This window comes from Arthrobacter sp. TMP15, from assembly GCF_039529835.1.
Classification (GTDB): domain Bacteria; phylum Actinomycetota; class Actinomycetes; order Actinomycetales; family Micrococcaceae; genus Specibacter.
Map to the genome: position 1 here is coordinate 562,112 of NZ_CP154262.1, position 24,469 is coordinate 586,580.

Below are 24,469 nucleotides of genomic sequence, written 5' to 3' on the forward strand. Positions count from 1 at the left end.
CGGTGTGGGTGTTGCGCGCTCGCCGCAGAGCAGAGTCAACATCCGCGAGTAAATCCTTCCAGCTGGCCACAAATTTTTTCAGGCCTTCAGCCTCTAGGAGTGCCGTGACGTCTTCGTAGGAGACACCGGCTTTGTCCAGCGCTGCCAAGGTGTCAGCGGCGGATTCATAGTTGCTTGTGATGGTGTCTGTGGTGAAAACGCCATGGTCAAAGGCGGCCAGCAATGTTGCCTCCGGCATGGTGTTGACCACTCCGGCGGTGACTAATTCACTGACGTACTTGGTATCGGAGTAGTCGGCGTTCTTGGAGCCAGTGGAGGCCCACAACAGGCGTTGCGGCACGGCGTTGAGCGCTGCCAGCGCCTTCCACCGCGGTGTTGAGAGGTTGTTGGCAAAAATCTGGTGAGCCAGCACGGCGTTGGCAACACCGGCGGCTCCTTTCAGATCCAAGGCATCTGGGGTACCGAGGGCATCCAGGCGGCCATCAATCTCAGCATCTACTCGCGATATGAAAAAAGAGGCAACGGAATGGATGGTGGAAAGGTCATGACCGTTCGTTGCCGCTAACTCCAAACCACTCTGGAAAGCATCAAGAACGGCGGCATACCGGGACAGGGAAAAAATGAGGGTGACGTTGACGCTGATCCCATCACCGAGAACGGTGGTGATTGCGGGGAGACCTTCATTAGTGGCCGGAATTTTGATCAGGACGTTGCTCTTGTTCACCGTGGCATGCAGGGTCCGTGCTTCTGCAATGGTGCTTTCGGTATCCCACGCCAGGCGGGGATCCACTTCGATGGATACACGACCGTCGACGCCGTTGCTTGCTACCGCGATGGGGGACAGGAGGGTGCACGCCTCGGTGACATCCGCCGTCGTAATATCAAAAACGGCTTGTTCAGCGCTGGCTCCCTGCGCGGCAAGATCGGCAATGGCGCTTTTGTAATCGCTGCTGGAGGTAATGGCGGCATGGAAAATGCTGGGATTAGTGGTCACGCCAACCACATTTTTCTCAGCTATGAGCGTTAGCAGGCTGCCGCTGGAGAGCCGTGACCGGGAGAGGTCATCGAGCCAAATGGATACTCCTGCCTCTGATAACTGGCCGGTTGGTGTGGAAGTCATACAATGCTCCTGGACGTTTCAAAAGGGTGAGCCTGCACGGAGCGTTGCGCTCCGGGCAGGCTCACGGGGGTGGTGATAAGTGGTGCCAGAGCCCACATTCTTTGAGGAGTCAGGGATCTGGCGCTTAGATGATTGTTAGGAACTTGCGTTGGCAGCGGCCTTTGCATCTTCCTTCTGGGCAGCGAGCTCCGCCTTAGCCTGAGCGGCAATGGCAGCCTCTGCAGCTTTTTCTTCAGCAATCCACGCATCGCGTTTTGCGCCGGGTACCCAGCCGCGGTTGACGACCTTGACCTGGAAAATGATGGCCGCTATGACAAGCACAACGGCGATCAGAACAGTCAAAACTGCTCCCAGGGCCGTACCGCCGCGCAAGCTGACACCGATCAGTGTGCCGAACCAGCCGAAGTCTGCATCGCCAAAGGTGCTGTTGGCAAAGCCAAAGTCACCCAGTACCAGCAGCAAGATCGCTGGCAGGATGGTGATGATGACTCCGTTGATGAACCCGCCGAAGATGGCGCCACGACGGCCACCTGTGGCATTGCCGTAGACACCGGCACCGCCGCCGGTGAAGAAGTGCGGCACCATGCCGGGCAGAATCAATGCCAGTCCGAAGGCCGGGTGCAGCCAGATAGCCAACAGGCCCAGGGCCAGGAGGCCGCCGGCAAAGGAGCTCAGGAAACCAATGAGCACTGCGTTGGAGCCAAACGGGAACACAATGGGGATATCCAGTGCAGGCTTTGCGCCGGGAACAACTTTTTCAGCGATGCCCTGGAAAGCGGGGACCAGTTCGCCCAAGACGGTGCGCACACCGTAGAGAATGATTGCCACGCCAACACCAAACTGCAGGGCCTGAGACAGGCCCGCCATGATGAACGCGCCGCCATCAGCAGCACCGAAGATCGGCAACGCTTCATCCATGGGCAGGGCGATCAAGCCCCACACGGTAAAGACCATGTAGATCAGAACCATGGACAGAGAGGTGGAAACCATGGAGTCTCGCAGGAACTTCAGGCTCTGCGGGAACTTGATATCTTCTGTTGACTTGCTTCGCTTGCCTGTAGCTTGACCGGCCGCACCAGCAGCCAAGTATCCCAGCGAGCCGAAGTGACCGATGGCGATTGAATCATTGCCGGTGATTTTCTTGGTCCATGGGTGGATGAATGCTGGCATGACCACCATGATGACACCGAGCAAAATAGCTCCGATCAACACAACAAGCCAGCCAAGGTCAGCGCCGAGGCCTACTGAAAGGACAACTGTGAGCATGGTGGCCATGAAGACCATGTGGTGGCCGGTCAGGAACACGTACTTTAGTGGCGTGAAGCGGGCGAGCATCAGCATGACAACAAAACCAAGTGTCAGTACGTACGCGCTCTGTGCGCCAAAGTCATCCTGGGCCATGGCCGTGATGACTTCGTTGGTGGGGATGACGCCCTGTGCACCGGTGACCTTGAGGATGAGCTGGCCCAAGGGGTCCAGTGAGCCAACCACAACATTTGCACCCGCACCGAGGATCAGGAAGCCGATGGCTGCCTTTAGCCCACCGCCAATGACCTGTCCGGCGTTTTTGCGAAGGGCCATCAGGCCCAAAGCAGTGATGATACCGATGAGATACGCGGGGACATTGAGGATTTGCTGCCCAATGAAATTGAGTACTACAACGAGCCACTCCATAATGGATGGTCCTTTCGATGCGGGTGGGCCAGGTTACTGGAGGGCTTCGGTGAGTTTGGTAGTGATCTCTTCGAGATCAAAGAAGTTATCAATGATGATGACCTTGGCTGGCACATCCCCGAGCTCGCCAGCGAGCTCATCAGAAGTCAGCACGATCTCAGCCGTCTGGGCCGCGCCCTTGGCAACTCCAATATCTGCGGCTTCAACATCTGCGTCGATTCCCAGCTTGTCGAGTACTTTTTCTGCGTTCATTTTGAGCAGCACTGAGGTGCCAATGCCCATGCCGCACACTGCAACTATTTTCATGGTGGTGCCTTTCGTTGAATTTGCTTAAAATCGGGTGGGGAAGTTTAGCGAGAAAACGGTGAGGATTCAGGCAGCGGAAGCTGCGTCAGTCAAAAGTGAGCGCAACTCATCTTCCGTGCTTGCAGCCACGAGCTGTTCCAGCTTGCCCTTCTGAGAGAGGATCCCCGCCAAAGCCTTCAGAACTTCCATGTGAGTGGTGTGGTCAACAGCGGCCAAACCAATAACAAGGGAGACGGGATCATTCTTGGGGTGGCCGAACTCCACAGGCTCCTTAAGGCTGACCCAGCTAAGGCCACCTGTCAGGACAGCATCGGAGGGACGGCCATGGGCCAAAGCAATGCCAGGGGCAATGACGATGTACGGGCCGTGTTCCTCAACAGCGGCAATCATCTGGTTGGTGTATTCCTTTGTTGCGGCCCCACCGGCAACGAGCCCTGCGCCAGAGAGGCGGATCGCATCGCGCCAATCCTTGGCGGTGGCTTTGGTGGTGATTGAACAGAGGGCCTGCGCCAAATCTATTGCCATGGTGATTCTTTCGTCAGTGAAAATTGAGAGCATCAACCCCGGAGGGCTTGTGCCGTGAATCACGCTACAGGCATTAAATCCTTTTGTCTACAAATAGACCAAAGTAACTATTTGTGTGAATCGTTGTGGAGGTCTGAGGTCTGAGGTCTAGGGCGCCTACACTGCTGGTGTCTGCATCGGCGGGCGCGCTCTGGTGTAACCCCCGCCGCGTCACGGGGGAGCGCGCTGTGAGTGAGGCTAGAGAGACTTGGTGTTGGTGCGGGTTAGTTTGCTGATCCTGTCGGATTCAAAGAGGGCGTCTTGTGCAATGAGGGACGCTCCGGTAACGCCTGCAATTGAGCCAAGTCGAGAAGGCTCAACCACCAGAGATTTCAGGGAGTAGTCTCTGGCTCCGGAAAAAATGGCTTGCCGGATGCTTGCTACGAAGGCTTCGCCTGCTTCGGCCAAGTTGCCACCAACAACCACTGCCTGGGGGTTGAGTACACCGACTATGTTGGCGAGAGCTTCCCCGATGATGGTGCCGTTTTCCGCGAGAAGGCGCAACACTTCTGCGTTGCCGACCCGTGCAAGGTTGACAATATCTTTGCTTGTTCGCACCTTGTGGCCTTGTCGCAGGAGTTCTTTGCGGATGACGCCGCCGCTAGCCACATGTTCCAGCCGCTGGAGGCGGCCGCTTCCAGCGTGGGTGTAACTTAGATCGCCGGCTCCGCCGCGGGATCCCTGGTAGATAGCGCCGTTCAGCACGAACGCAGATCCAAGGCCGATGCCGGCTTTGAGGACAATGACATCGGTGTATTCTCGCCAGCCGCGCCGCGCTTCGGCCAAGGCAAGTACATTGACGTCCCGGTCAACAGCAAAAACAGCGTGACCATAGCGTTGTGCAAAGAATTCCTTGACCAGTACGTTTTCCCATTGTGGATCAAGCTGGGGGCTGCCCAGCCGGCCGCTGCCAAAATCGACGGGGCCAGGAACCCCAACTCCAATGCCAACTACATCCTGATGGGTTTTTCCAAGCCGCTCCAACATGTGGTCGAATACTTGGCCGGCCCAATCAAATATCTCGGTGGGACCTTCGCTGGGACCAATGTCAGCCTCATCTTCAATGAGGACGGTGGAAACTAGGTCAGTGATAGCTAGCCGGGTGTGGGAGCCGCCAATGTCCACGGCCAGGAGGAGACCTGCAGAAGGGTTGACGGCAAATTCTTCCGGTGGACGGCCACCCTGGGAGTCTGACTGGCCCACACTGATAATGATCTTTGCTTCAAGGAGTTCATCCAGGCGCCTGGCCAAGGTTATCCTCGACCAGCCAAGCTGATCAATGAGGTTGCGCCGTGAGGTTGCTTGACCGGAACGAATCAGGTTCAGGGCAACTCCGGAACCCGTGGAGAAGACATGTGCCATGAATTTCTGCTCCCTTCTGAAGGCCGACCGGATTTGCCTCCGGGAAACGACTTAAGACTACTTTTACACTAAAGGTAGCAGAGCGGCACTGAGCCGGGCAGCTCGGTAGCGATTCCAGTCAGCAGGTTGATGCGTCGGGTGCGAATTATTCAACCGCTAAGTCAAGAACTCTTGTCCCCGGGACCCGGCAATAGTTCTCGTAGCCTGCCACGAGACCCTTTTTACTCCAGTGGCTGTGCCGGGGTCCTTGATAATTTGAGCCTATATGGACCGCCTGCGTGTTTGGCAGTTCGTAGGCCGTGACCACAAGATCTGTCAGCAGTAACGCAGGTGCTCCCGGCGCTACCCCGCGGACGGAGCCCCACCTGAGATGAACCCCAGCCCCGTCTCAGGCGACTGTTATTTCTGCAGTGCTTTGATAACTTCCTTGGCGACGTCTTCGCTGGACTGCGGGTTTTGTCCGCTGATGAGGTTGCCGTCGCGGACCACATGCGAGCTCCAGGGATCAGAGTTTTCGATGATGGCGCCCTTTTCCTGCAGGGCATCCTCAACGAACCAAGGAGTGTTGGGTCCGGTCCCGCCATTGAGTTCTTCCTCGTTGGTGAAGACCGTCAGGCGGCGCCCCGCGAACGCGAACTTACCCTCATCATCCACGGCGCTGAGCAGAGCCGCTGGGCCATGGCAGAACGGGGCAATGATCTTCCCGGCCGTATTGGCGTCAATCAGCAGCCTGCCCATATCCGCGTCCTTGCAAAGATCGGTCATGGGGCCGTGTCCACCGGGCATGACCACGCCGTCATAGTTCTTGGCGCTCACCTCAGCCAGCACCAGTGGGGCGCTCAGCTCAGCGTCTATCGAGGCGATGTAATCGCGGAAACTATCCGCCCTTTCTTTCCCCCCTGCCGAATCGTCCATCAGGCTCACCTGATCCACGGTGGGCTTCACGCCTCCGGGAGTTGCGATGTGAACCGTATGGCCGGCGTCGAGCAGGGTCTTGTGGGAAACCACAAGCTCCTCTGCCCAGTATCCGGTGGGGTGTTCGAAGCCATCCCTCATGGTGAGGGAATCGGCTGCGGAAACAACCATCAGTATTTTAGCCATGTTCTTTCTCCTGCTCTGCCAGCCCTTCTGGGCCAGCGAATGGTGTGTTGCTGATTCAGTAGGAAGCGGTCAGCGCGCTGCTTCGAGTTCCGCGTAGGTGTCGTCATCGAGGACGACGGCGGCCGCGCCCAAGTTTTCTTCGAGGTGCTTCACTGAGCTGGTGCCGGGAATTGGCATCATGACCGGCGAACGGCGCAGCAGCCACGCCAAAGCCACCTGCGAGGTTGTGGCACCGAGCCTTTTGGCAGCCTCATCCAAGGGTCCACCCGGCTGTGATAGTTCACCAGCGGAAATTGGCGCCCACGGGATAAAGCCAATACCGTTCTTCTCGGCATAGTTCAACACGTCCTCGGAACTGCGGTCCGTGAGGTTGTAGCGGTTCTGCACAGTGGCAACGGTGAAGTATTTCCCGGCTTCCTCGAGCTCGGCCACGCTGACCTGCGACAGGCCCAGCGCCTTAACCTTGCCCTCTTTCTGCAGATCACGCAGAACCGAAAATTGCTCTTCCATATCCACCTTGGGATCTATCCGGTGCAGTTGCAACAGATCCAAGGAATCCACCTTGAGCTTGCGCAGGCTCAGCTCGGTCTGCTGACGCAGGTACTCGGCGCGGCCCACCGGCACCCACATGTCGGGTCCAGTGCGGGTAAAGCCCACCTTGGTGGCGATCCTCAGGCCATCCTTGTAGGGGTGCAACGCCTCGGCCAGGATTTCCTCGCTCACGTTGGGCCCATAGGAATCAGCGGTGTCAATGAAGTCGACCCCGAGTTCCACGGCACGGCGTACGACGGCGATCGCGGCGTCCCGATCCGCAGGCTCACCCCAAACCCCGTCCCCGACGATGCGCATTGCACCGAACCCCAGACGATGGACCCGTCCAAGATCCAACAGATCGATGGTGGCTGATACTTGAAGATTCTGTGCGTTGTCATGGTTCATAGGGGCGATAACCGCCTATGCTTACCGTGTATTCCCTCATGCCTCTGGAGCGGCGTAGGAAACAACTCTCATCCGTATCTAGGCCCAGAGGAGAGTGTTTAGTCACATTCAGTGCTGCAACTCTCGCCTGGATTCTGCGTAGGCCCTTCTTTTCAGACCAAAAGCGCTCCGCAGCTTACTGAGTTGTCGTGTCGCTGCGCGCAGACTGTCAGTAACTCACGTTTCTCCCACCAGCACAGCAGCAGTTCCTCGCTGCGCCAATAGATTGTGTGACCACTTGAGAAAATCAACGCGAGCCCTTGCGCCTTGAGCTCTCAGGAGTACTCTGAAGAAATATCTGCCTTTGCGGTTGTTCAGAATGGGAATGACAATGGCTTCGTTTCAGGATCTCCATCACGCTGAAGCTCCCCTCGTGCTCCCGAATGCCTGGGATGTTGGCTCAGCCTTAGCCTTTGCCGCAGCAGGCTTCCCTGCCATTGGTACTACAAGCTTCGGTATCTCAGTCAGCACGGGCAGCCCCGACGGGGGACGGTCCAGCAAACAGGCAACCGCCGCCCTCACAACGATTCTGGGTCGGCTACCTGTGCACCTCACCGCCGATATTGAAGATGGCTACTCAGAAAACCCCAGTGAGGTGGCGGATTTTGTGGCTGAATTGGCAGCCCATGGAGTGGTGGGTGTGAACATCGAAGACAGCACCTCTGGACACTTAGTGGATCCAGCGATTTTTGCCAGCAAAGTCCTTGAGGTCAAACGGCGAGCCCCAAGCGTTTTTGTTAACGCACGGGTGGACAATCTCTGGTTTGCCGAACAAGCAACCGTAGCTGCCGTCCTGCTGCGCATCCACGCCTACGAAGACGCGGGTGCTGACGGAATATTTGTCCCCGGTCTTGCAGACCCTGAAGGGATTAGAGCCATCGCTGGTGGCACTGAGCTGCCTGTGAATGTGTTGGCCCATCCCTTCCTCACAGTTGCTGAGCTGGGAGAGTTGGGAGTACGGCGAGTAAGCTCTGGCTCATTGCCCTATCGTGCAGCAGTGGACGCAGCTCTGGAAACTGTCACGGCCTTGCGTGCTGGTCTAAAACTACCGGAGGCCACTGCCTACGCGGAGGTGCAGAGGCAACTCGTGGCCTTCAACGCGCGGCCTCCCCGCATGATGCCCACCCCTGACTGACGATATTTTTAGAGCTGTACGTTGGCTCATTGATCTGTGCGTGGGGACTGGAGGCGCCACGGCTGCAGTTTGTCCCATCCACGGATCTAGTGTTGTGGGCGGGAGCTTTGCTGCCGAGGCCAGTGCAGCGTGCGGGTGCTATGAGTGTGCTGGTGCTATGCGGGTGCTGGTGCTATGCGGGCAAGGCGCGCATAGCCACGGCCCGGACGGGGGAACCGTCCAAGCCGATCAGACGCAGCGGGAGTGCCGCAAATATTGGGTTGTTCCAGGTCACGGCGGCCAGATTGCTCAAATTCTCAATGATGGCCCCACCTGCTCCGAGAATGTGCTGATGCACAGGCAAGTGCAATGGCCCATCCGTCTGGGCCTCCGGTGTGGGGTCAGGGTTCAAGGTGTCCACACCGATGACTGAAACGCCTTGTGCCAGCAAATGCTTGGCGATGTCCGGGTCTAGATGCGGATGCTCAAGGTAGGCAGGTGTGTTGAAGTGCACGGACCAGCCAGTGTGGAACAGCACAATGGTCCCGGCGGTCAGGTTCTCAAGCTGCGCGGCTACAGTGCTGAATTTAATCATGCTGCGTGGTTCTGCTCCCAGAACGCGAATGATGCGTGCGGGCCCGCACAGCGCAGTCAGGTTCAGCTCGTCAACGGCCATACCGCCGTCGATGGTGTGAAGTGGGGCGTCCACATGGGTGCCTGAGTGTGTTCCGAGATGGAGCTCAGCGACCTGGAATCCATCCGCGGCGTTGGTGGCGACTGCTCGCGATGAAACCATGGGATCGCCGGGAAAAACCTGCATTCCGGAGGAAACGGGCTGGCTCAGATCAACGATGTGCATTTTCTTGACTCTCTGGGTTAGCGATTGCATTCTCTGTCTGCGTCAGGTGGTGGGAGATTGGCCTGTCCGCCCTGATACGGCGGAAGAGCAAGGCCCACCCCAGGTACAAGACAAACGAGATGACAAAGGTGGGAATGGTGGCGCCGATAGGACTGGGAGTCACGTAGGTCAGGATCACTGAGGTGCTGGCGCCAACCAGCCACACAACAATAGCGGCTATGTTCACCCCGCCTTGATACCAAAACTGTCCGCCGCGGCCGCGTAAAATATCTGGCCCATAGTGGCCTTTATGCACAATGTAGTAATCCACAATCATGATGGCAAAGACGGGGAGGAACAAGGCGCCAACAACGGTCAGAAATGAGGTGAATTGCTCCAAGAGCGCCAGCCATGTGGCGCCCAAGACCGAAATGGCGCCCAAAACCAGCGCGGTTGGAAGGAAACGAATCCTGCGGGTGGGGGCCATATTCACCACTGAGGAAACCATGCCGTAGACCACCATTGTGTTGGTGGCCATCACGGACAGGAAAATGACGATTGCCAGCGGAGCGCCGAAGGCGCCAACAATAACGCTCGGATCGAATCCAACAGGCTCCCCGCCTGCCAGTACCACGTAGGCGATTGCCGTGGCGCCCAAACTCATCGACAAGACCGTTGAGAGAACGTAACCAATACCGGAACCCACAACCCCCGCAGCTTGCGTCTTGGCCAGCCGGTTGAATTCAGCTGAGAGTACCGTCCACGAGATGGCGGTGGCGATAACCACGTCCAGCACGGTAATTCCCGACCAGCCCAAAGTGGCGTCAACCTTGAGGGCGGCAAAATCGGCAGGCGGGTATGAGGTGAAGGCAACGAAAAAGATATACGCCATGATGGCGAGGATGACTAGGGCAAGCCACGGCTCAACCTTGGCGATCCCAGCGTGGCCAAATATTGCCAACCCCACAACGAATAACTGGCACAAGACCGAGAAAAGTACAGGATTGGAGAAACCAGTAGCCTGCTCCACCAGAAAGTTGACCGTCACTCCAGCCAGCATGGCTTGAACCCAGCTCCAGCCCATCAGGATTACCACATTGGCGGCGACTGCCAAGAAGGATCCACGAAGACCAAAAGCACCTTTGGTCAGTGACATGGTGGGAAGGCCTGTTCGTGTGCCTATATTGCCGATGAGTACCAGTACCACGCCGCCCACAAGAGATCCTGCAATGATCAGCCCGATGGCCAGAGGCCACGAGACGCCTGGCACAAACAAGGTTCCCGTCAGCAAAGTAGTGACCACCAGATTAGCTGCCAGCCAGATAAGACCAATACGCCGGGTGCCGAGAGTGCCCTTAATGGGACCGTATCCATCGGAGTCAGCATTCAATCGTTTGGAGAGTCGGCTCCAGGGGGAGGGGCTGCTTGATGATGAAGCCCTCACATCGATATTCATGGGCACTGTCGCCTCAACATTCATTAGCGGATTAGTAGGTAAACAAATGTTGCCCCCAAGAAAACTTTTGTCGTACTATCTTGTGTGTTGTTTGACACATTGTCAAGGTGTGGCGCTGACGCATGTAGTGAGGTCCAGGGCAATTGTTCCGGATTCCTTGCAAGAACTGGGTTTCATGTTTTGAAAGCTTCTGTTCACTGCCTCCAGAATCAGCAAGTCAAACCCCGGAGCAAGCAGTACCGGAACGCTCCCTCCTAGCTGCTAGAAAACTGAAACTTTAAGATTTCATTCAAAGCCATCACGACGTAGCCGGTAGTTCACCAGCTGGTAATCTTTGCACGATCAAATCAATTCGAAGCCGTTCCTCCTTACTGCGGAACCACGGCCATGAATTGAGGGAAAACAGTGCCACGTTTGATCGCAGCATCGCCGCGGCTATCCAACCTCCGCAGGGTCCCGGCCCCGTTGTTGGCGAAGTTCTATCGCTCCGCGGCGCCCACAGGCTTTGACGCAGCGGCGGTTGCGCAGCTTGAGCGCCTTGAATTGCGCACTGTTGTTGACCTCCGCGAACCGTTTGAGTCCTTAGCTCCTGTTGATGGAGTGTTAATAGGCGCTATTCACGTCTCGGCTCCCCTTTACAACGGTGCTTTGCCGGTTTCCACTCCCATTGAACAGGTCTATTCGGATCTGCTGACCACGCGTGGAACCGAAATTGCCAGAGCCGTTGGCATTGTTGCTGCCGCACTTCCGCACGGAGTCCTGATCCACTGTGCTGCTGGCAAGGACAGAACCGGACTGGTGTTGGCGCTCATTCTTGAAGCCGTGGGGACGGAGAGAACCACCGTGCTGGCTGACTACGCACTAAGCGCGAAAAGTATGACCGAAAGCTACCAGGAAATGAAGAGGGACGAGCTTTCCCTGGCACTTGGTAGCGCGGAGGACATTGCAACAGCCTTACAGCTGCATTTGGAAAGTCCCGCAGAGGCTTTGGAGACTTCATTAGATTGGGTGGCTTCTCACTTCGGAAGCGCCGCCGGATTTCTCCTGGCCAATGGATTGTCCTTGGCTGAGCTGACCCTTTTGTGCGCGCATTTGGCAGGCTCCCATGACGCGGCTGCGCCGGATACCCAATGCTGAAAAGCAATGTGCTGCGTCTGGTGCAACTCAGCGATACCCACCTGCTGGGCGAAAACGGCTTGCTACACGGGCACATCAATACCTGGTCCCGCACCGTTGCTGCTCTCAGTGCAGCCGCACATTTCAACCCTGACGCCGTGCTAATCACAGGCGACATTGCTGACCGTGGCCAAAACATCTACCCCAGCGCCGCCAGATTGTTTGCCCAAGCTCAACAGGACCTGCAATGTCCCATCATCACGATGCCAGGCAACCACGATCCGGCCGGCTCCGTGGGCAACGAATTCAACCGCGCCCGGCTCGCTAGCGGACCGTTCCCTGGCGATACTATTCACGAGGTGGCCGGCTTACGAATCATCAGTTTGGACAGCCATGGATTTGGGGAGCGGGCCGGCTGGCTGACGTCGGAGCAACTGCAATGGCTCGCTGATTTACTAACGACGGCGGCCCCGCGCGGGTCGGTGCTGGCCCTCCACCACCCTCCGATTCCTTCCGTGCTGTTGGCACAGGCCGGACGAGGGCTGGCGGACCCGGAAAATTTGGCAGCGGTTCTTGCCGGCAGTGACATCCGGGGTATCTTTTGCGGTCATTACCACTCCTCTGCCGTGGGTGCATTGGGTACCATCCCTGTCTGGGCGGCTCCGGCAGTGTCCTACAACCTGAACCTGTTCGCCCCGGAGACCCACATTCAGGGCCTGGACACCAGCTGGTTGAGCGTCATCACCCTTGACGCCGAAAACCTCTCGGTAACACCCGTACACATCAACGCACCCGCTGCCTCCTTTAGCTGCGAGATCCGCGGTTTAACCCCCGAACCAGCCATCGCCTAAAACCAATACGCACCTGTACCAACCCTCAAACCACGCAGTAAACACTTAGGAAAAAATGAAAAATCGCCTCCACCTCATCGCTCCCATGCTTCTCGTCACAGCACTGGGGCTGAGCGCCTGCTCAGGCACCTCAAGTGCACCCGAAGCCGCTCAAGACAAGAAGCTCATTGTCTACACCTCGGAGCCACAGAAGAAGATCGATGAGATAGTCCAAGCTTTTGAAAAAGCCAACGACGGCGTCAAGGTGGAGGTTTTCCGTGCCGCCACCGGTGAGCTCAAGACGCGCATTGCCGCCGAACGTCAAGCCGGAAAGATCACTGCCGACGTGATTCTGGCCGCAGATGTGCCCACGTTTGAAAAGTACGCTTCAGAAGGTGTGCTCTCCAAACTTGATGTGCAAAACAGCTCAGCACTGGATAAGAAGTTCATTGACCCCGAAGGTTACTGGGTTGGCACCCGGATCATCCCGACGATCATCGCCTACAACACCGGTGCGCAGTCTGAACCCCCGGCCAGTTGGATGGCCCTGACCAACGAAAAATACAAAGGGAAAATCGCCATGCCCAACCCGGATGTCTCCGGTGCTGCCGCGTTCAACACCTCTGTGTGGTTCCAGGAACCGGTCATGGGCAAGACCTGGCTGCAGGACCTGGTGGCAAACGCCCCGCTCGTGTTGGAAAGTAACGGACCCGTTGGTCAAGCAGTGGCTGAGGGAAGCTCCGAAATTGGCATCGTTGTTGACTATGTTGCACGTGAACTGGCAGCCAAAGGATCACCCATCGCGGTGAGTTACCCCAGCGACGGTGCACCATACGTGTCCCAGCCTGCAGGGGTCTTCACGGACTCTGCCAACCAAAAAACAGCCACGGCATTCGTGGATTTCCTCATCTCCAAAGAAGGCCAGGAAATTGCCGTGCGCCAGTCCTACCTGCCGGTGCGCGAGGATGCAGGCGTGCCCAAGGGCGCCCCGGCTCTGAAAGACATCAAGCTAGTGGATCCGGACCTGAAATCAATTGCCGGCGGCCAAACTGAGGCAGTAGATTTCTTCAACTCGTTGTTGAAATAGTTGCAATTGATGGTCAGCCAAACCACTACTTCTCCACCTGCCAGTGACCCGGGCGCTCCAATGGAAGCCCCCGCACGCGAAGCTGTGCCGGCTCCCGGCCAGAGGTACCGGCGCCTTCGCCCAGGGACGGCATTGCTTCGCCTGAAAAGTAGGGTTTGGCCCAACGCCCAGACACGGCTACATGATGGCTTCGGTGTTTTACGATCCGTGGTGTGGCTGGCGCTAGCCCTCCTGATTGGGATGCCACTAGCGGCCTTGGTTTTGCAAGGCACAGGCACAGAGGCCATCGCCATCTTCGCCGATCCCGCCGTTGCCGAAGCGGCGCTGAACTCTTTGGGAAGCGCCGGGGGATCGGCGGTACTAGCCACAATTATTGGCGCCGGGCTCGCCATTTTGCTAGAGCGCAGCAACCTGCCATCGAGAATGATGCTGCGGTGGCTTGTCCTCTTACCATTTTTGATCCCACCTTTCATCGGGGCCATGGCGTGGATGTCACTGCTGGGTGCCAACGGTCCCGTGAACAAAACCCTTCAAGGGTGGGGGAGCGGGCAATCCGTGAGTATTTTTGGCGGATGGGGTGTGGTCTTCTTACTGACGGTGCACTCCTACCCCATGGCGTATTTGGTGATCAGTGCTGCGCTCAAGCGAATTCCCGGGAACCTTGAGGAAGCCTCACGCATTTCCGGGGCAGGAACAGTGAGCGTGTTACGGACTGTCACCTTGCCATTGCTGGGTCCGGGACTTTTGGCAGCTTTTGTTCTGACGATGGTCGCCAACCTCTCGGACTTCGGCATTCCAGCACTCATTGGACTACCGGAGCGTTATACAACGCTCACCACGCTTGTGTACCGTTTTCTGGCCTCAAGTACCACGAGCAATCCCTTACCGGCGGTCTCCGCCATTGGATTGGTCCTGCTGGTTATGGCGATCCTTGCTGTTATGGCGCAACGCAAACTTCCCACAGGTACCGAACTGGGAAGCGGGCCCTCGGGCATGGCCCTGGAGCTGGGCCGGGCACGAATCCCCCTGGCAGCGCTGCTCTGGATCTGGACCATTGGCATCTGCCTGGTACCGCTGCTGGCGTTGGCCGCGCAGGCTTTGCTCCCAGCGCCGGGTGTGCCCCTGACCTGGGAGAACCTGACACTAGAGAACTTGATGGTGGCTGCCAGCTCACCAAACACACTCCAGGGTATAGGCAATTCGCTGATGCTCTCCGGGCTGGCTGCTGCATGCTGCACCGTTCTTGGTTTGGCCGTGGCACTGTTGCTGACCCGCAGTCAGCATCGAAGCAACGGGGCATTGGATGCTGTGGCGACCCTGCCGCAGGCACTTCCTGGTCTTGTGGTTGCTGTGGGCTGGCTGCTTATTGCGCCAATGCTGGGCATCTTCAATACGGGGTGGGTGATTCTAGGGGCCTACATCATGGCCTTCCTTGCCCTAGTGGTTCAGGCTGTGCGCGCGCCTATGAGTTCGGTGTCATCAAGTTTGGAGGAAGCCGCACGTGTTGCCGGTGCCTCTCCGTTCAGGGCGCTCTGTGATGTCACGGCCCGGTTGGCTGTCCCTGCGGCCATCACCGGTGGTGTGGTGGTACTACTGACAGCCGTGCGTGAATTGACCATCTCCATTTTGTTGGTGGCACCGGGCTCTCAAACCTTGGGTGTGAGCATCTTCAATCTTCAACAAGCTGGAGACTATGGCGGTGCCGCAGCACTGGCGCTGCTGGTGGCGGTTGTGGGAATTGTGGGCCTGTCGATGACAGCTGCCGTAACCAGCCGCCTGGCTAACAAATAATCAACCTCTGAAAGGCCACCATGGCAAGCATTGAAATGGCGCAGCTGAGCCACCACTATTCCAATGGTCACGTGGGTCTGGATTCCATTGACCTGCACATAGCCGACGGCGAATTCCTGGCTTTGTTGGGCCCCTCAGGTTCCGGTAAAACCACCCTGCTGCGCACTATTGCCGGATTTCTGCGTCCCACGTCCGGAACATTGGAGATTGGCGGGAAGAGTGTTGCGGGACCAAAAAGTTGGATCCCGCCGGAACGCCGTGGGCTGGGAATGGTGTTCCAGGACCACGCGGTCTGGCCGCACTTAAACGTTGCTTCCAATGTGGGCTACCCGCTGAAACGCGCGGGTGTGCCCCGTCCCGAGATCAATAAAAAAGTCACAGCGGTGCTCGAACAGGTGGGGTTAGCGGAGCTTGCTAAGCGCAAACCATCGGCGTTATCCGGTGGACAACGGCAGCGCGTGGCTTTAGCACGGGCCATTGTTGCCCAACCGCAGGCACTGCTTCTTGATGAGGCGCTCTCGGCTTTAGATGAGCCCTTGCGTGCCAGGCTTCGTCTTGAGCTGCGCTCGCTGACACGTGACGCTGGTTTGACAGCCATCCATGTGACCCACGATCGTTCCGAAGCACTTGGGCTGGCGGATCGTATTGTGGTGCTCAATGACGGGAAGATCCAGCAGATAGGTAGCGCTGCGCAGTTATTAGAGGAACCAGCCAATGCATTTGTTGCCTCCTTCGTCTCGGATTCAGCGGTGTTTCCCGGCACACTTGTCAATGGGCGATTCCACGCCGATCATCCGGAATTACGTTTGCCTGCGCGCACAGAAACCATGACTGGAAAGGGAACCAGGATGGTGGGCACACTCACCACTGCCTGGGCACGGGCGAGGCGTGTTGTTGCCGCGGTGCCACCAACGGGGATTGAGCTGGAACCCGTCCCGGCCGGAGAAACAACGGGTGCACGGGTGACCTCGGCCCTTTATGGCCAGCATGGATATGAAACGAGCCTGGATTGGGCAGGAACAAGCGTGCGGGTGCTGGTTCGTGGGTGGATACCCGCCGTGGGGGATCTGGTGCGGCCGGTGGTTTTTCACGCGCATGTTTTTAGCAATGAATCAGCCCCATGCCTAGCTACGGAGTCCGCGGCGTGAGCACCGTGGCGTGGGCAATGGTCCGGCATGGGCAAACTGAATGGAACCTCCAACGCCGCCTGCAGGGTTCAAGCGACATCCCCTTGAACAACCGGGGAAGGGAGCAGGCTGAGCGGGCGGCTGATCATTTGAGTTCCGGAGTGTGGGACGTGGTGGTTTGCTCGCCCCTGGCGAGAGCTCGGGAGACTGCACAGATCATTGCCTCCCGTCTGGATCTTGAGAACGTTGTTGAGGTCCCTGACTTGGTGGAACGCTGCTATGGGGCCATGGAGGGCAGAAGTGTGAAATATCTTGACGGGGAAGCTAAACATGCCCTGATGCAGAAGGGGGAAGCTGAACAAGACGTGATTGAACGCGGCATATCAGCCTTGGTGCGGCTTCGCACAGACTACCCGCAACAACGGCTTGTTATTGTTAGCCACAGCAGTCTCCTGCGACTGGTCATGGGGGAACTTACCGGCCGCGCACACACGCGGATCACCAACGGTGAAGTTCTTATTCTTCAGCAGGAACTTGTACCAGCCGGGCGCTGAACTAGGCTCTGAGGGGCATATTCAGTGCTCGCAGTTAACAATCATGCGTCCGGTGTTGCCGCCGGATAGGAGCGCGGCGAACGCCTCCGGAATCTTCTCAAAACCGTCCAGAATGGTGTGAACACTGCGAACTTTCCCTGCTTTTAGCCAGCGGGTGGCATCGGTTTCAAAATCGTGGCGCAGGTCTTCATTGTTTGTCACATCGAAGCCGCGCATGGTCAGTTGTTGGTGGATCATGGCCATGTAGTTTGCCGGGCCACGGCGCTCGCCGGCCTTGCCGTATTGAGAGGCTGCCCCGCAAATTACGATCCGCCCACGAAAGCGCAGGGATTCCAGGGCGGCCTCGAGTTGCTCCCCGCCAACGTTGTCATAGAACAAATCGATCCCGTCCGGCGCTGCAGCTCGCAGCAGGTCAAGAGCGCCGCCGTCGTGGTAATTAAAAGCGGTATCCGCGCCCAACTCCTTGAGCAGCTGTACTTTCGCAGGGGTGCCTGCACTGCCAATCACTGTGGCGCCAACGGCCTTGGCGAATTGCACGGCACAACTACCCACCCCGCCCGCCGCACCAGAAATATAGACAGTGTCTTGCGCATCGACACTGCCAAAACGCATCATTCCCGTATATGCGGTGAATCCAACGTGCCCCAGAACTGTCAGATGGGCCTCTAGCGCGACGCCCTCTTCCAAAGCGGCGATGGGACGCAGTTCGTTGGAATCGGCAACGTCAACACCGCGCCAGGGAGACTTGCGCACAGCGAGATCGCCCGTACTGAAAGCATCGCTACGGGATTCAAGAACCTCCACCACGCCATCACTGGCCGGCACATCACCAATGCTGATGCCCGGACCGTAAGCCGTATCGGGGCCGCCAATGCGGTTGGCCATGCCCGCGTTCAAACCCAGCCTGCGCAGGCGTACCAACACCTGTCCCTCGCCAAGCGGGGGTACCTCCGCTGTAGTGACAAAAAAATCCTTGGCTTCGACGGCGTCGTCCGGGTAACTGGCCAGCTGAACTTCGTAAGAATCCATGGCTACAGCGTATGCCTCTCACCGGTGAGTCGGTCAGAAAAACCGTCAGACTACGGATCGAGTGTGTCCAATGTTGCTGGCTGCCAGCCAGCAATTTTAAGTAAGCGCGCAGCATTGCCGCCAAAGATCTGTTGCACCTCAGCCTCTGGCATGCCCATCTCCCAACAGATCCGCAACTGATCAACTAGATAGCGGCGGGCAAAGCCCCGCGGGAACCACGAGGAATCAGATCCAAAGACGATCCGATCCGGACCCATAGTTTCGTAAAAACGGCGAAACAAGTCATCTAAAGTGAGCCGCTGCGCCATATATCTGACCCACTGGTTCGATCCAGAAGTGTCAACAATGACATTAGGGCAGGCCCACATCAAAAACAGGACCTCTTGAACATGCTGAATACCAAAATGCGGGATCACAAATGTAACCTCTGGGAAACGTTTGGCAGTTTGTTCCAGGGTGGCAGGATTACTGAATGCGTTATGGGCAATGCCGCCGGCCGAACCGCAATGACCGAAATGGATAAGTACGGGAACCTGATTCCGCGCAGCCACCTCCCACACGGGATTTGCCGCCGCATCATCCATACGCGCCGACGCCAAGGGAGCGAAGAGCTTCAACCCACGGAGGCCACCTCGTGTGATGCCGTCTTCAAACGCCTTGGCAGCGCCCGGCACAAAAGGATCGGCCATGGCGGCCATGCCCAAAAATTTGCCGGCGCCACGGTTTACCAAGGCAGACATGGGCTCATTCCCGCCTGCCGTAACAAAAGCCGCGTATTCGATTCCATTCGTAGCTAACTCGGACGTCCACCTGTCCGCCTCCGCTTCCCAACCGGCGTCGGTTGAGAGCGGTTCGGGATCAGCAAAATCCCAGCTGCGACGCCACTTCGCTGATGTTTGCGCAACAGCTCTAGTCCGTGCTGCCTGACCGGCATCGAACGCGTCGCAAGCATCCCTGCCAACAGCGGAATCTTCGCCGAATTGGCCGCCGGCCAGCACCTGAGTGAGAGGATCGGTGGGCATACGGAAGTGTAGGTGGAAGTCAACGATCGAGAGGCCCTGAACAGTGGGACGCCCATTTTTCATCTGATTATCCATTTCAGCTCACTACTATCGCTGCAGGGATCGCGCCCAGAACCACATGGTCGCGTTCTTCCGGAACTGTCGAGACCATCTTGGTGGCGTATTCGACGGCGGCGGCCAAGGCGTGAGCCGTATCCGCACCCCGATCCAAGGCGACTAAGAACGCGGCATTGAACCCGTCACCTGCCCCCGTTGAATCGACTACCTGTACCGGTGCCGCCGAACGTTCAAACCACTCACCAAGCGCGGTGGCAACTCCAGCACCCCGGGCTCCCATTTTCACCACAACCAAGGTATCTGTGGACACTGCCAGTTCGCGGGCCGCCCGTTCCGTATCGGTATGGCCAGCTAAACCATGGAGTTCATCGTCGTTCGGAAGGAAAAGATCTACTTCATCCATCGTTAGGAGTACTTCTGCGCGGGTTTCCTTGGTCCAGCCTTGTGGTGGCCAGCCGGTATCTAAGACTGTTTTTGCCCCTGCGGCTTTGGCACGCCGAAACAGCTCTGTCAGCGCCGGCCCTTGCATGCCCGGCAAGAGAAAGTAACCGGCCAAAGCGAGAAAAGAGGAGTCCAGCATTTGCTCGGTAATGTCTGAAGGGCACATGGCAGACATGGGTCCCAAAGAGGATAGGAATGCCCTGTCTCGTCCGGGAGCTTCAACTGCAACGGTCATCCCGCTCGCCGTTCCAGCGGTTCGCAACAGGTGCGACTCCAAACGCGGCCGGTCAAGCTCCGCCTCCAAGATTAACAGGGACGAATCGTCCCCTACCCGGGAGACTAGTTGGGTTGTCAGTTCAAGCCCGGCACATCGCACAGCAAGGTTTCCTGCTGAACCGCCCAACCGGATGCTGATGGTAGGGACTACGGTTTCGGTTCCAGGTGCTGGAAGCTCACTCGTATCTGCGACAATAATATCCAGGTTGGTGTTTCCGACTACTGTGATTCCAGCCTTCACCAGTGACCGTCCTGAACTGCGGCGTGTGCAGTGTCAAGCAGCCCGTTTCTGGTCTCCTCCAACACCGTCAGGCGCTCGTGAATTTTCTGCCCTAATGCCGCTGCACGATCTTTCGACGCTGCGGCGTTCACGCGCACGGCACCAATACCGGGGCTACCGGTCTGCTGGCGCTGCAGAATCAGCGCCGGCTGCTGGCCCGCGCTGAGCGTCGTTTCCACCAGTTCTGCCGTTGCAGTCTGGCCTGCTTCCTCGAAAGCTGCGGTGACGTCCTCGCCGGTCCAGTCGGCGGGGGCATGCTGACGTACCAACTGACCCACAATGTCATGGGCTGCGCGCCAAGGGATGCTCTGGGCAGCCAAAGCCTCAGCCACAGCAGTGGTGGTGGCGCCCAAAGCAACGATTTCCGCAGGGTCTGGCAACTGCTCAACTTTTAGGTCCAGCAACAAGCCATCGAGCATACGCATGAACCGAACTACGCGGTCTCCGGCACGCCACAGGTGCTTTTGCACGTCTGTGGTGGCGTTGTTCGAGTCTTCGTACCAAGCCGAACCAATGTTTGCGTAACTTGCTGCCATATCAGCGGCGGTGGCGCCAGCCATGGAGACCATGTGTTCCAAGACCACGGGATTCTTTTTCTGCGGCATGATCGATGACCCCTGTGTATAAGGGGTGGGTGTTTGGACCCACTTGAATGTCATCCATTCCAGCAATACCCGTGAAAAACGGGCACCGGTGGCTGTGATCCGAGCCTGGACAGCAGCCAAACGCATGAAATGCTCGGCCCCGGCTACTGCTTCATAGCTGGAGGTGAAGCTGGAATCGAAGCCTGTCAGTTTCCCGACCAGCGCGGAATCGATAGGTAAGTCGGTACCGGTGAAGGCTGCGGATCCCAGCGGGGAGATGTTGAGTTCGGCGTAGATACTGAGCATTTCAGTGGCTTGGCTGAGCATGGCCTCAGACAGGCCTGCCAGTACATGGCCGATTGTTGTGGGCTGAGCCGGACGGCGGTGGGTGAAACCAATGATGAGGCTCTCGGCGTGGACGGCTGCCTGTGCGGCGGCGTCCGCAGCGCATTGGACCACCAATGCCGTTTGCTCCAGAAGTTGACGGCGCAGGACCATCCGGAACACTCCGGCGTCGAGATCGTTGCGGCTACGGGCAAGCTGCACATCAAGTTCCGAGGTGGGAATGCCACATTCCTGCGCCAATTGCTGTTCTAGGAAGTAATAAGGATCTTCAACACTGCCATCGAAGTGAAACTCCTGCTCACCATCCTGGGTCTTTTTCCATAGCGCCAACAGACCCTGCAAAAGCAGTTTCCCCCGGCTGCGAGGCAAAATGTCCTGGTGCGTGAGCATGTACACGTGCGCCAGGCTGGCCTCGACCATCGCCGGGTAGATATGCGGTGCCGCCTCCTCGAAAGCAACTCTCAAGTGGTTGTCCCAATAAATGGATAGTTCGGGGCGGTCCTTAAGTTCTGGACGTGGCATTGGCTGGTTGTGGGTCGTGTTCATATGTGTCACCGTTTTTCTGGTTTTGCTGGAGTGCAGGGGTAAGAGCCGACGCGATCACTAATGCGGGACCCTTGGGTTTGAAGTTACGTACTTTCTTTATCCGCCGCGGAGTCTCCAGCCGTTGGGAGATGATCAGGACGATCAGAATAAGCAGCATTTGCAGGGTTCCATAGGCGGCCGCCGTGCCAAATTCATTTGAGTAAATCCTGTTGTAAATCTCCACGGACAGTGGCGCGTAACGGGCCGGATAGATCACTACCGAGGCCACATATTCTCCGAACCCCTGAATGAAGGCCATCAGTGCACCTGCCATGATGCCCCTAGACATCAGTGGAACAGTCACTGTCCGCAATGCCTGCCAAGGCCCGGCGCCCAAACTGCGTGCGGCTTCTTCTACAGAAGGGTCAATCTGCGCCAGCGAGGCGCTCGCAGACCGGAAGACTAGCGGCAGGAACCTCACGAAATAGGCTACCGGTAGGATCCACAGCGAGCCGATGAGCACCTGGCCAAAGTTGAACGGCGTCGGGGTCGCAAAGGCTGTCACAATGTTTACCCCGATGACGGTCCCAGGTAGCGCCCAAGGCAGCATCACCATAATATCGAGCATGGCTTTGCCGGGGCCTTTCCACCGGGTGACAACCCAAGCGGCAAGGACACCGAAAACAACACAACCAAGCATGGCAATAAACGCCATCTGTGCACTGACCATGATGGGTCGCAGGGTTGCAGGGTCGGTAAAGAGGCGGGTGAAGTTCTCCAGGGTGTATTCGGGTGGGAGGATCTGAATGGTCCATGATCCGTCAACCGTGAATGACAACAAGGCTATGGTTGCTGCAGGAGCCATAAGAAACAGGACTAGCAGCAAAGAACCAACACCGGCGGCTACCTTTGGGAACACACCGTGGAGGACTTTAATAGCTTGTGGTGTGCCCTTGGAAGAACCGCGGTGGATACGCCGATTTTCATACCAGCGCATAGCCAACAAGAACAAGATGGAGACAACCGAGAGGGCTACTGCTTGGGCAGCGGCAACATCGTAGGCGCCGCTAGTGCGTGAGGCGACGATTTGCATGGTCAACGTCTGGACGTTGTAGAACTGTGGAGCTGTGAATGAAGCCATGGAAACCATGAAGGTCAGCAGCGCGCCTGAAACCAGCGCAGGGGTAAGCATGGGCAGCAAGACAGTACGCCACATGTGGTAACGGCTGGCGCCTAAGTTCAGTGCGGCCTCCTCCATTGAGGCATCGGATCCAGCCAGAGCTGAAGTGACGGCCAAATAGAAGTAGGGGTACATAGTCATGGTGTGGACTAGGAGCACACCCCAAATGCCATTGACGGAAAAATCTGCTGCGTCCACGCCAAAGTAGCGGGCCAAGAAACGCGGTACGATCCCACTCTCGGCGTACAGAAAGTAAAAGGAAATTGCGCCAATAAGGGGTGGTAATGCCATGGGCAGAAGTGCAAAGAGCCGCAGAACTTTCCGTCCAGGGAAGTCGAAGCGTGAAAGTAAAACTGCCAGTCCCGTGCCGAGCAATCCTGTGGTCAGGACTGAAACCAGAGAAATGGTGACGGAGAGAATCAGCGCATTTTTTGAAGCACCGTCTAAGAACCCTGCATAGGCGCTACCGCCTCCCTCGGCGCTGGTGGTTGCCGTTGCAAGCATGGGCACCACGATGTACACCAGCAGCACCAGAATTAAGGGTGCTGCAAGGATATAAACAAAACGGTCCGAAGAGGTCAGGGAAGATCTCCGGCGAGGGACCGGAAGCGCACCCGTCACGGTCGCACCATCCACACTCGCTCTTGAGCGGGCTTCATAGACACCAGATCCCCAGGCTCGGCCCGATTAAAAGCATCCGGGGCTGAGACCACAATTTTCATGTCCTGCCACGCGATCTCGTACACGTTGACTGCGCCGGTAAATTCGGCAGTGAGGACCCTGCCGGTGAAGTGTCCTGATTCCTCTTGGCCCGAGATGACACTGAGGTGAATGGATTCAGGCCGCAGTGAAACTGCCGCTTCTTCGCCAGCAACAACCCCGGCTGAAAAAGTCCCATCAACCCGGGGTGCGCTCAAGATGGTGCCATCACCAAGCTTAATACTGACGGTGTTTTTTTCGTGTCCCAAGACAGTACAGGGAAGCACATTGGAGCGGCCAATGAATCGTGCCACGAATGAGGTTGCCGGCTGGCTGTAAACCTCGCGGGGAGATGCCACCTGATGCAGCAGACCTTCGTTTAGAACAGCCACCCTGTCACTCATTGCCATGGCTTCGGCTTGATCGTGCGTTACGTACAAACACGTGGTGCCGGCGGCTTGTTGGGTGGACCTGATCTCTGCTCGTGTTTCTTCACGGAGTTTCGCATCCAAGTTGGACAGGGGCTCATCTAGAAGCAGTGCTTTAGGGCTGATGACGAGTGCGCGAGCAAGCGCGACCCGCTGTTGTTGACCGCCGGAAAGCCGATCAATACGACGGTCGCCAAATTCTTCAAGTCCCACCTGAGCCAGTGCTTGATCGATTCGGCGATTTTTATCGACTTTGGACACTTTGCGCATATTCAATCCGTAGGCCACGTTGCCACGGACAGTCATGTGGGGGAACAGTGCGTAATTTTGAAACACCATGCCCGTGTCCCGCTTATTGGGGGCGGTATTGGTGACATCTTTGCCATCGAAGTGGATACTTCCACTGGTGGGCTGGATGAAACCAGCAACCATGCGCAAGGTGGTGGACTTCCCGCAGCCGGACGGTCCCAGAAGCGTGAAAAGCTCCCCGTCTTCGATGGTAAGAGTTAGGTCAGAGACTGAAGGCTTGGCTCCTGAATACGATTTGGTGATTCCGTTGAGGTAGACGCGTGTCATGGTTGCTCC

21 protein-coding genes and 1 pseudogene are annotated in these 24,469 nt (G+C 57.4%); 7 read left to right on the forward strand and 15 right to left on the reverse strand.

Going from position 1 to position 24,469, the window contains the following annotated elements; genetic code table 11:
• Positions 1-25 precede the first annotated feature (25 nt).
• The 7 genes and pseudogenes from tal to AAFM46_RS02515 all read right to left on the reverse strand — a co-directional run.
• A pseudogene (gene tal, locus AAFM46_RS02485) lies at positions 26-1,120 on the reverse strand (transaldolase); the annotation flags it as partial.
• 135 nt (positions 1,121-1,255) lie between these two features.
• A complete protein-coding gene (locus AAFM46_RS02490; protein ID WP_283531745.1) occupies positions 1,256-2,794 on the reverse strand; it encodes a PTS ascorbate transporter subunit IIC in 1,539 nt (512 codons plus the stop codon).
• A 33-nt stretch (positions 2,795-2,827) separates the two neighbouring features.
• Positions 2,828-3,100, reverse strand: coding sequence for a PTS sugar transporter subunit IIB (locus tag AAFM46_RS02495; RefSeq protein ID WP_283531744.1), 273 nt, complete (start codon positions 3,098-3,100; stop codon positions 2,828-2,830).
• 66 nt (positions 3,101-3,166) lie between these two features.
• Positions 3,167-3,688: a PTS sugar transporter subunit IIA gene (locus AAFM46_RS02500; protein WP_343319347.1), complete on the reverse strand. Its 522-nt coding sequence runs from the start codon at positions 3,686-3,688 to the stop codon at positions 3,167-3,169.
• A 174-nt stretch (positions 3,689-3,862) separates the two neighbouring features.
• The gene (locus tag AAFM46_RS02505) at positions 3,863-5,026 is read right to left on the reverse strand and encodes an ROK family protein (protein WP_343319349.1); all 1,164 of its coding nucleotides are present in this window, start codon (positions 5,024-5,026) and stop codon (positions 3,863-3,865) included.
• A gap of 399 nt (positions 5,027-5,425) precedes the next feature.
• Positions 5,426-6,127 (reverse strand): type 1 glutamine amidotransferase domain-containing protein, encoded by a 702-nt coding sequence (locus AAFM46_RS02510; protein WP_343319351.1) that lies wholly within the window; start codon positions 6,125-6,127, stop codon positions 5,426-5,428.
• Between the two features lie 69 nt (positions 6,128-6,196).
• Positions 6,197-7,066 carry an aldo/keto reductase gene (locus AAFM46_RS02515; protein WP_283531739.1) on the reverse strand — a complete coding sequence of 290 codons (870 nt, stop codon included), beginning with the start codon at positions 7,064-7,066 and terminating at the stop codon, positions 6,197-6,199.
• Between the two features lie 370 nt (positions 7,067-7,436).
• On the opposite strand from AAFM46_RS02515, the gene AAFM46_RS02520 reads away from it, so the two are divergent.
• A complete protein-coding gene (locus AAFM46_RS02520) occupies positions 7,437-8,240 on the forward strand; it encodes an isocitrate lyase/phosphoenolpyruvate mutase family protein (protein WP_343319353.1) in 804 nt (267 codons plus the stop codon).
• A 172-nt stretch (positions 8,241-8,412) separates the two neighbouring features.
• Here AAFM46_RS02520 and AAFM46_RS02525 read toward each other — a convergent pair whose 3' ends face one another.
• Positions 8,413-9,078, reverse strand: a complete 666-nt coding sequence (locus tag AAFM46_RS02525; protein WP_343319355.1) for a cyclase family protein — start codon at positions 9,076-9,078, stop codon at positions 8,413-8,415.
• Positions 9,065-10,537, reverse strand: a complete 1,473-nt coding sequence (locus AAFM46_RS02530) for a cytosine permease (protein ID WP_343319357.1) — start codon at positions 10,535-10,537, stop codon at positions 9,065-9,067. The genes AAFM46_RS02525 and AAFM46_RS02530 overlap by 14 nt, the downstream gene beginning before the upstream one ends.
• A gap of 381 nt (positions 10,538-10,918) precedes the next feature.
• Between AAFM46_RS02530 and AAFM46_RS02535 the strand changes: the two genes are divergently transcribed.
• The 6 genes from AAFM46_RS02535 to AAFM46_RS02560 are packed head-to-tail and all read left to right on the forward strand — an operon-like array spanning position 10,919 to position 17,018.
• On the forward strand, positions 10,919-11,650 hold the full coding sequence (locus AAFM46_RS02535) for a tyrosine-protein phosphatase (protein ID WP_343319359.1): 732 nt from the start codon (positions 10,919-10,921) through the stop codon (positions 11,648-11,650).
• Positions 11,644-12,480: a metallophosphoesterase gene (locus tag AAFM46_RS02540; RefSeq protein WP_343319361.1), complete on the forward strand. Its 837-nt coding sequence runs from the start codon at positions 11,644-11,646 to the stop codon at positions 12,478-12,480. Before AAFM46_RS02535 ends, AAFM46_RS02540 begins: the two co-directional genes overlap by 7 nt.
• Positions 12,481-12,535: 55 nt before the next feature.
• Positions 12,536-13,546 carry an ABC transporter substrate-binding protein gene (locus AAFM46_RS02545; protein ID WP_343319364.1) on the forward strand — a complete coding sequence of 337 codons (1,011 nt, stop codon included), beginning with the start codon at positions 12,536-12,538 and terminating at the stop codon, positions 13,544-13,546.
• A 60-nt stretch (positions 13,547-13,606) separates the two neighbouring features.
• Entirely contained in the window at positions 13,607-15,337 is a 1,731-nt protein-coding gene (locus AAFM46_RS02550) for an iron ABC transporter permease (RefSeq protein ID WP_343319365.1), read from the forward strand.
• 20 nt (positions 15,338-15,357) lie between these two features.
• The gene (locus AAFM46_RS02555; RefSeq protein ID WP_343319367.1) at positions 15,358-16,485 is read left to right on the forward strand and encodes an ABC transporter ATP-binding protein; all 1,128 of its coding nucleotides are present in this window, start codon (positions 15,358-15,360) and stop codon (positions 16,483-16,485) included.
• Positions 16,482-17,018: a histidine phosphatase family protein gene (locus tag AAFM46_RS02560; RefSeq protein WP_343319370.1), complete on the forward strand. Its 537-nt coding sequence runs from the start codon at positions 16,482-16,484 to the stop codon at positions 17,016-17,018. Before AAFM46_RS02555 ends, AAFM46_RS02560 begins: the two co-directional genes overlap by 4 nt.
• A 21-nt stretch (positions 17,019-17,039) precedes the next feature.
• Here the strand turns inward: AAFM46_RS02560 and AAFM46_RS02565 are convergent, their stop codons facing one another.
• Genes AAFM46_RS02565 through AAFM46_RS02590 form a run of 6 tightly spaced genes read right to left on the reverse strand, consistent with a single transcriptional unit; the run spans position 17,040 to position 24,460 of the window.
• Positions 17,040-18,047 carry an NADP-dependent oxidoreductase gene (locus AAFM46_RS02565; RefSeq protein ID WP_343319372.1) on the reverse strand — a complete coding sequence of 336 codons (1,008 nt, stop codon included), beginning with the start codon at positions 18,045-18,047 and terminating at the stop codon, positions 17,040-17,042.
• A gap of 50 nt (positions 18,048-18,097) precedes the next feature.
• Complete coding sequence (locus AAFM46_RS02570; RefSeq protein WP_283531726.1) at positions 18,098-19,144, reverse strand: amidohydrolase family protein; 1,047 nt, start codon at positions 19,142-19,144, stop codon at positions 18,098-18,100.
• Between the two features lies 1 nt (position 19,145).
• Positions 19,146-20,084, reverse strand: a complete 939-nt coding sequence (locus AAFM46_RS02575; RefSeq protein WP_343319374.1) for a carbohydrate kinase family protein — start codon at positions 20,082-20,084, stop codon at positions 19,146-19,148.
• Positions 20,081-21,574 (reverse strand): lyase family protein, encoded by a 1,494-nt coding sequence (locus tag AAFM46_RS02580; protein WP_343319376.1) that lies wholly within the window; start codon positions 21,572-21,574, stop codon positions 20,081-20,083. The genes AAFM46_RS02575 and AAFM46_RS02580 overlap by 4 nt, the downstream gene beginning before the upstream one ends.
• A complete protein-coding gene (locus tag AAFM46_RS02585; RefSeq protein ID WP_343319378.1) occupies positions 21,555-23,378 on the reverse strand; it encodes an iron ABC transporter permease in 1,824 nt (607 codons plus the stop codon). The genes AAFM46_RS02580 and AAFM46_RS02585 overlap by 20 nt, the downstream gene beginning before the upstream one ends.
• The gene (locus tag AAFM46_RS02590) at positions 23,375-24,460 is read right to left on the reverse strand and encodes an ABC transporter ATP-binding protein (RefSeq protein WP_283531721.1); all 1,086 of its coding nucleotides are present in this window, start codon (positions 24,458-24,460) and stop codon (positions 23,375-23,377) included. Before AAFM46_RS02590 ends, AAFM46_RS02585 begins: the two co-directional genes overlap by 4 nt.
• Positions 24,461-24,469: the final 9 nt, after the last annotated feature.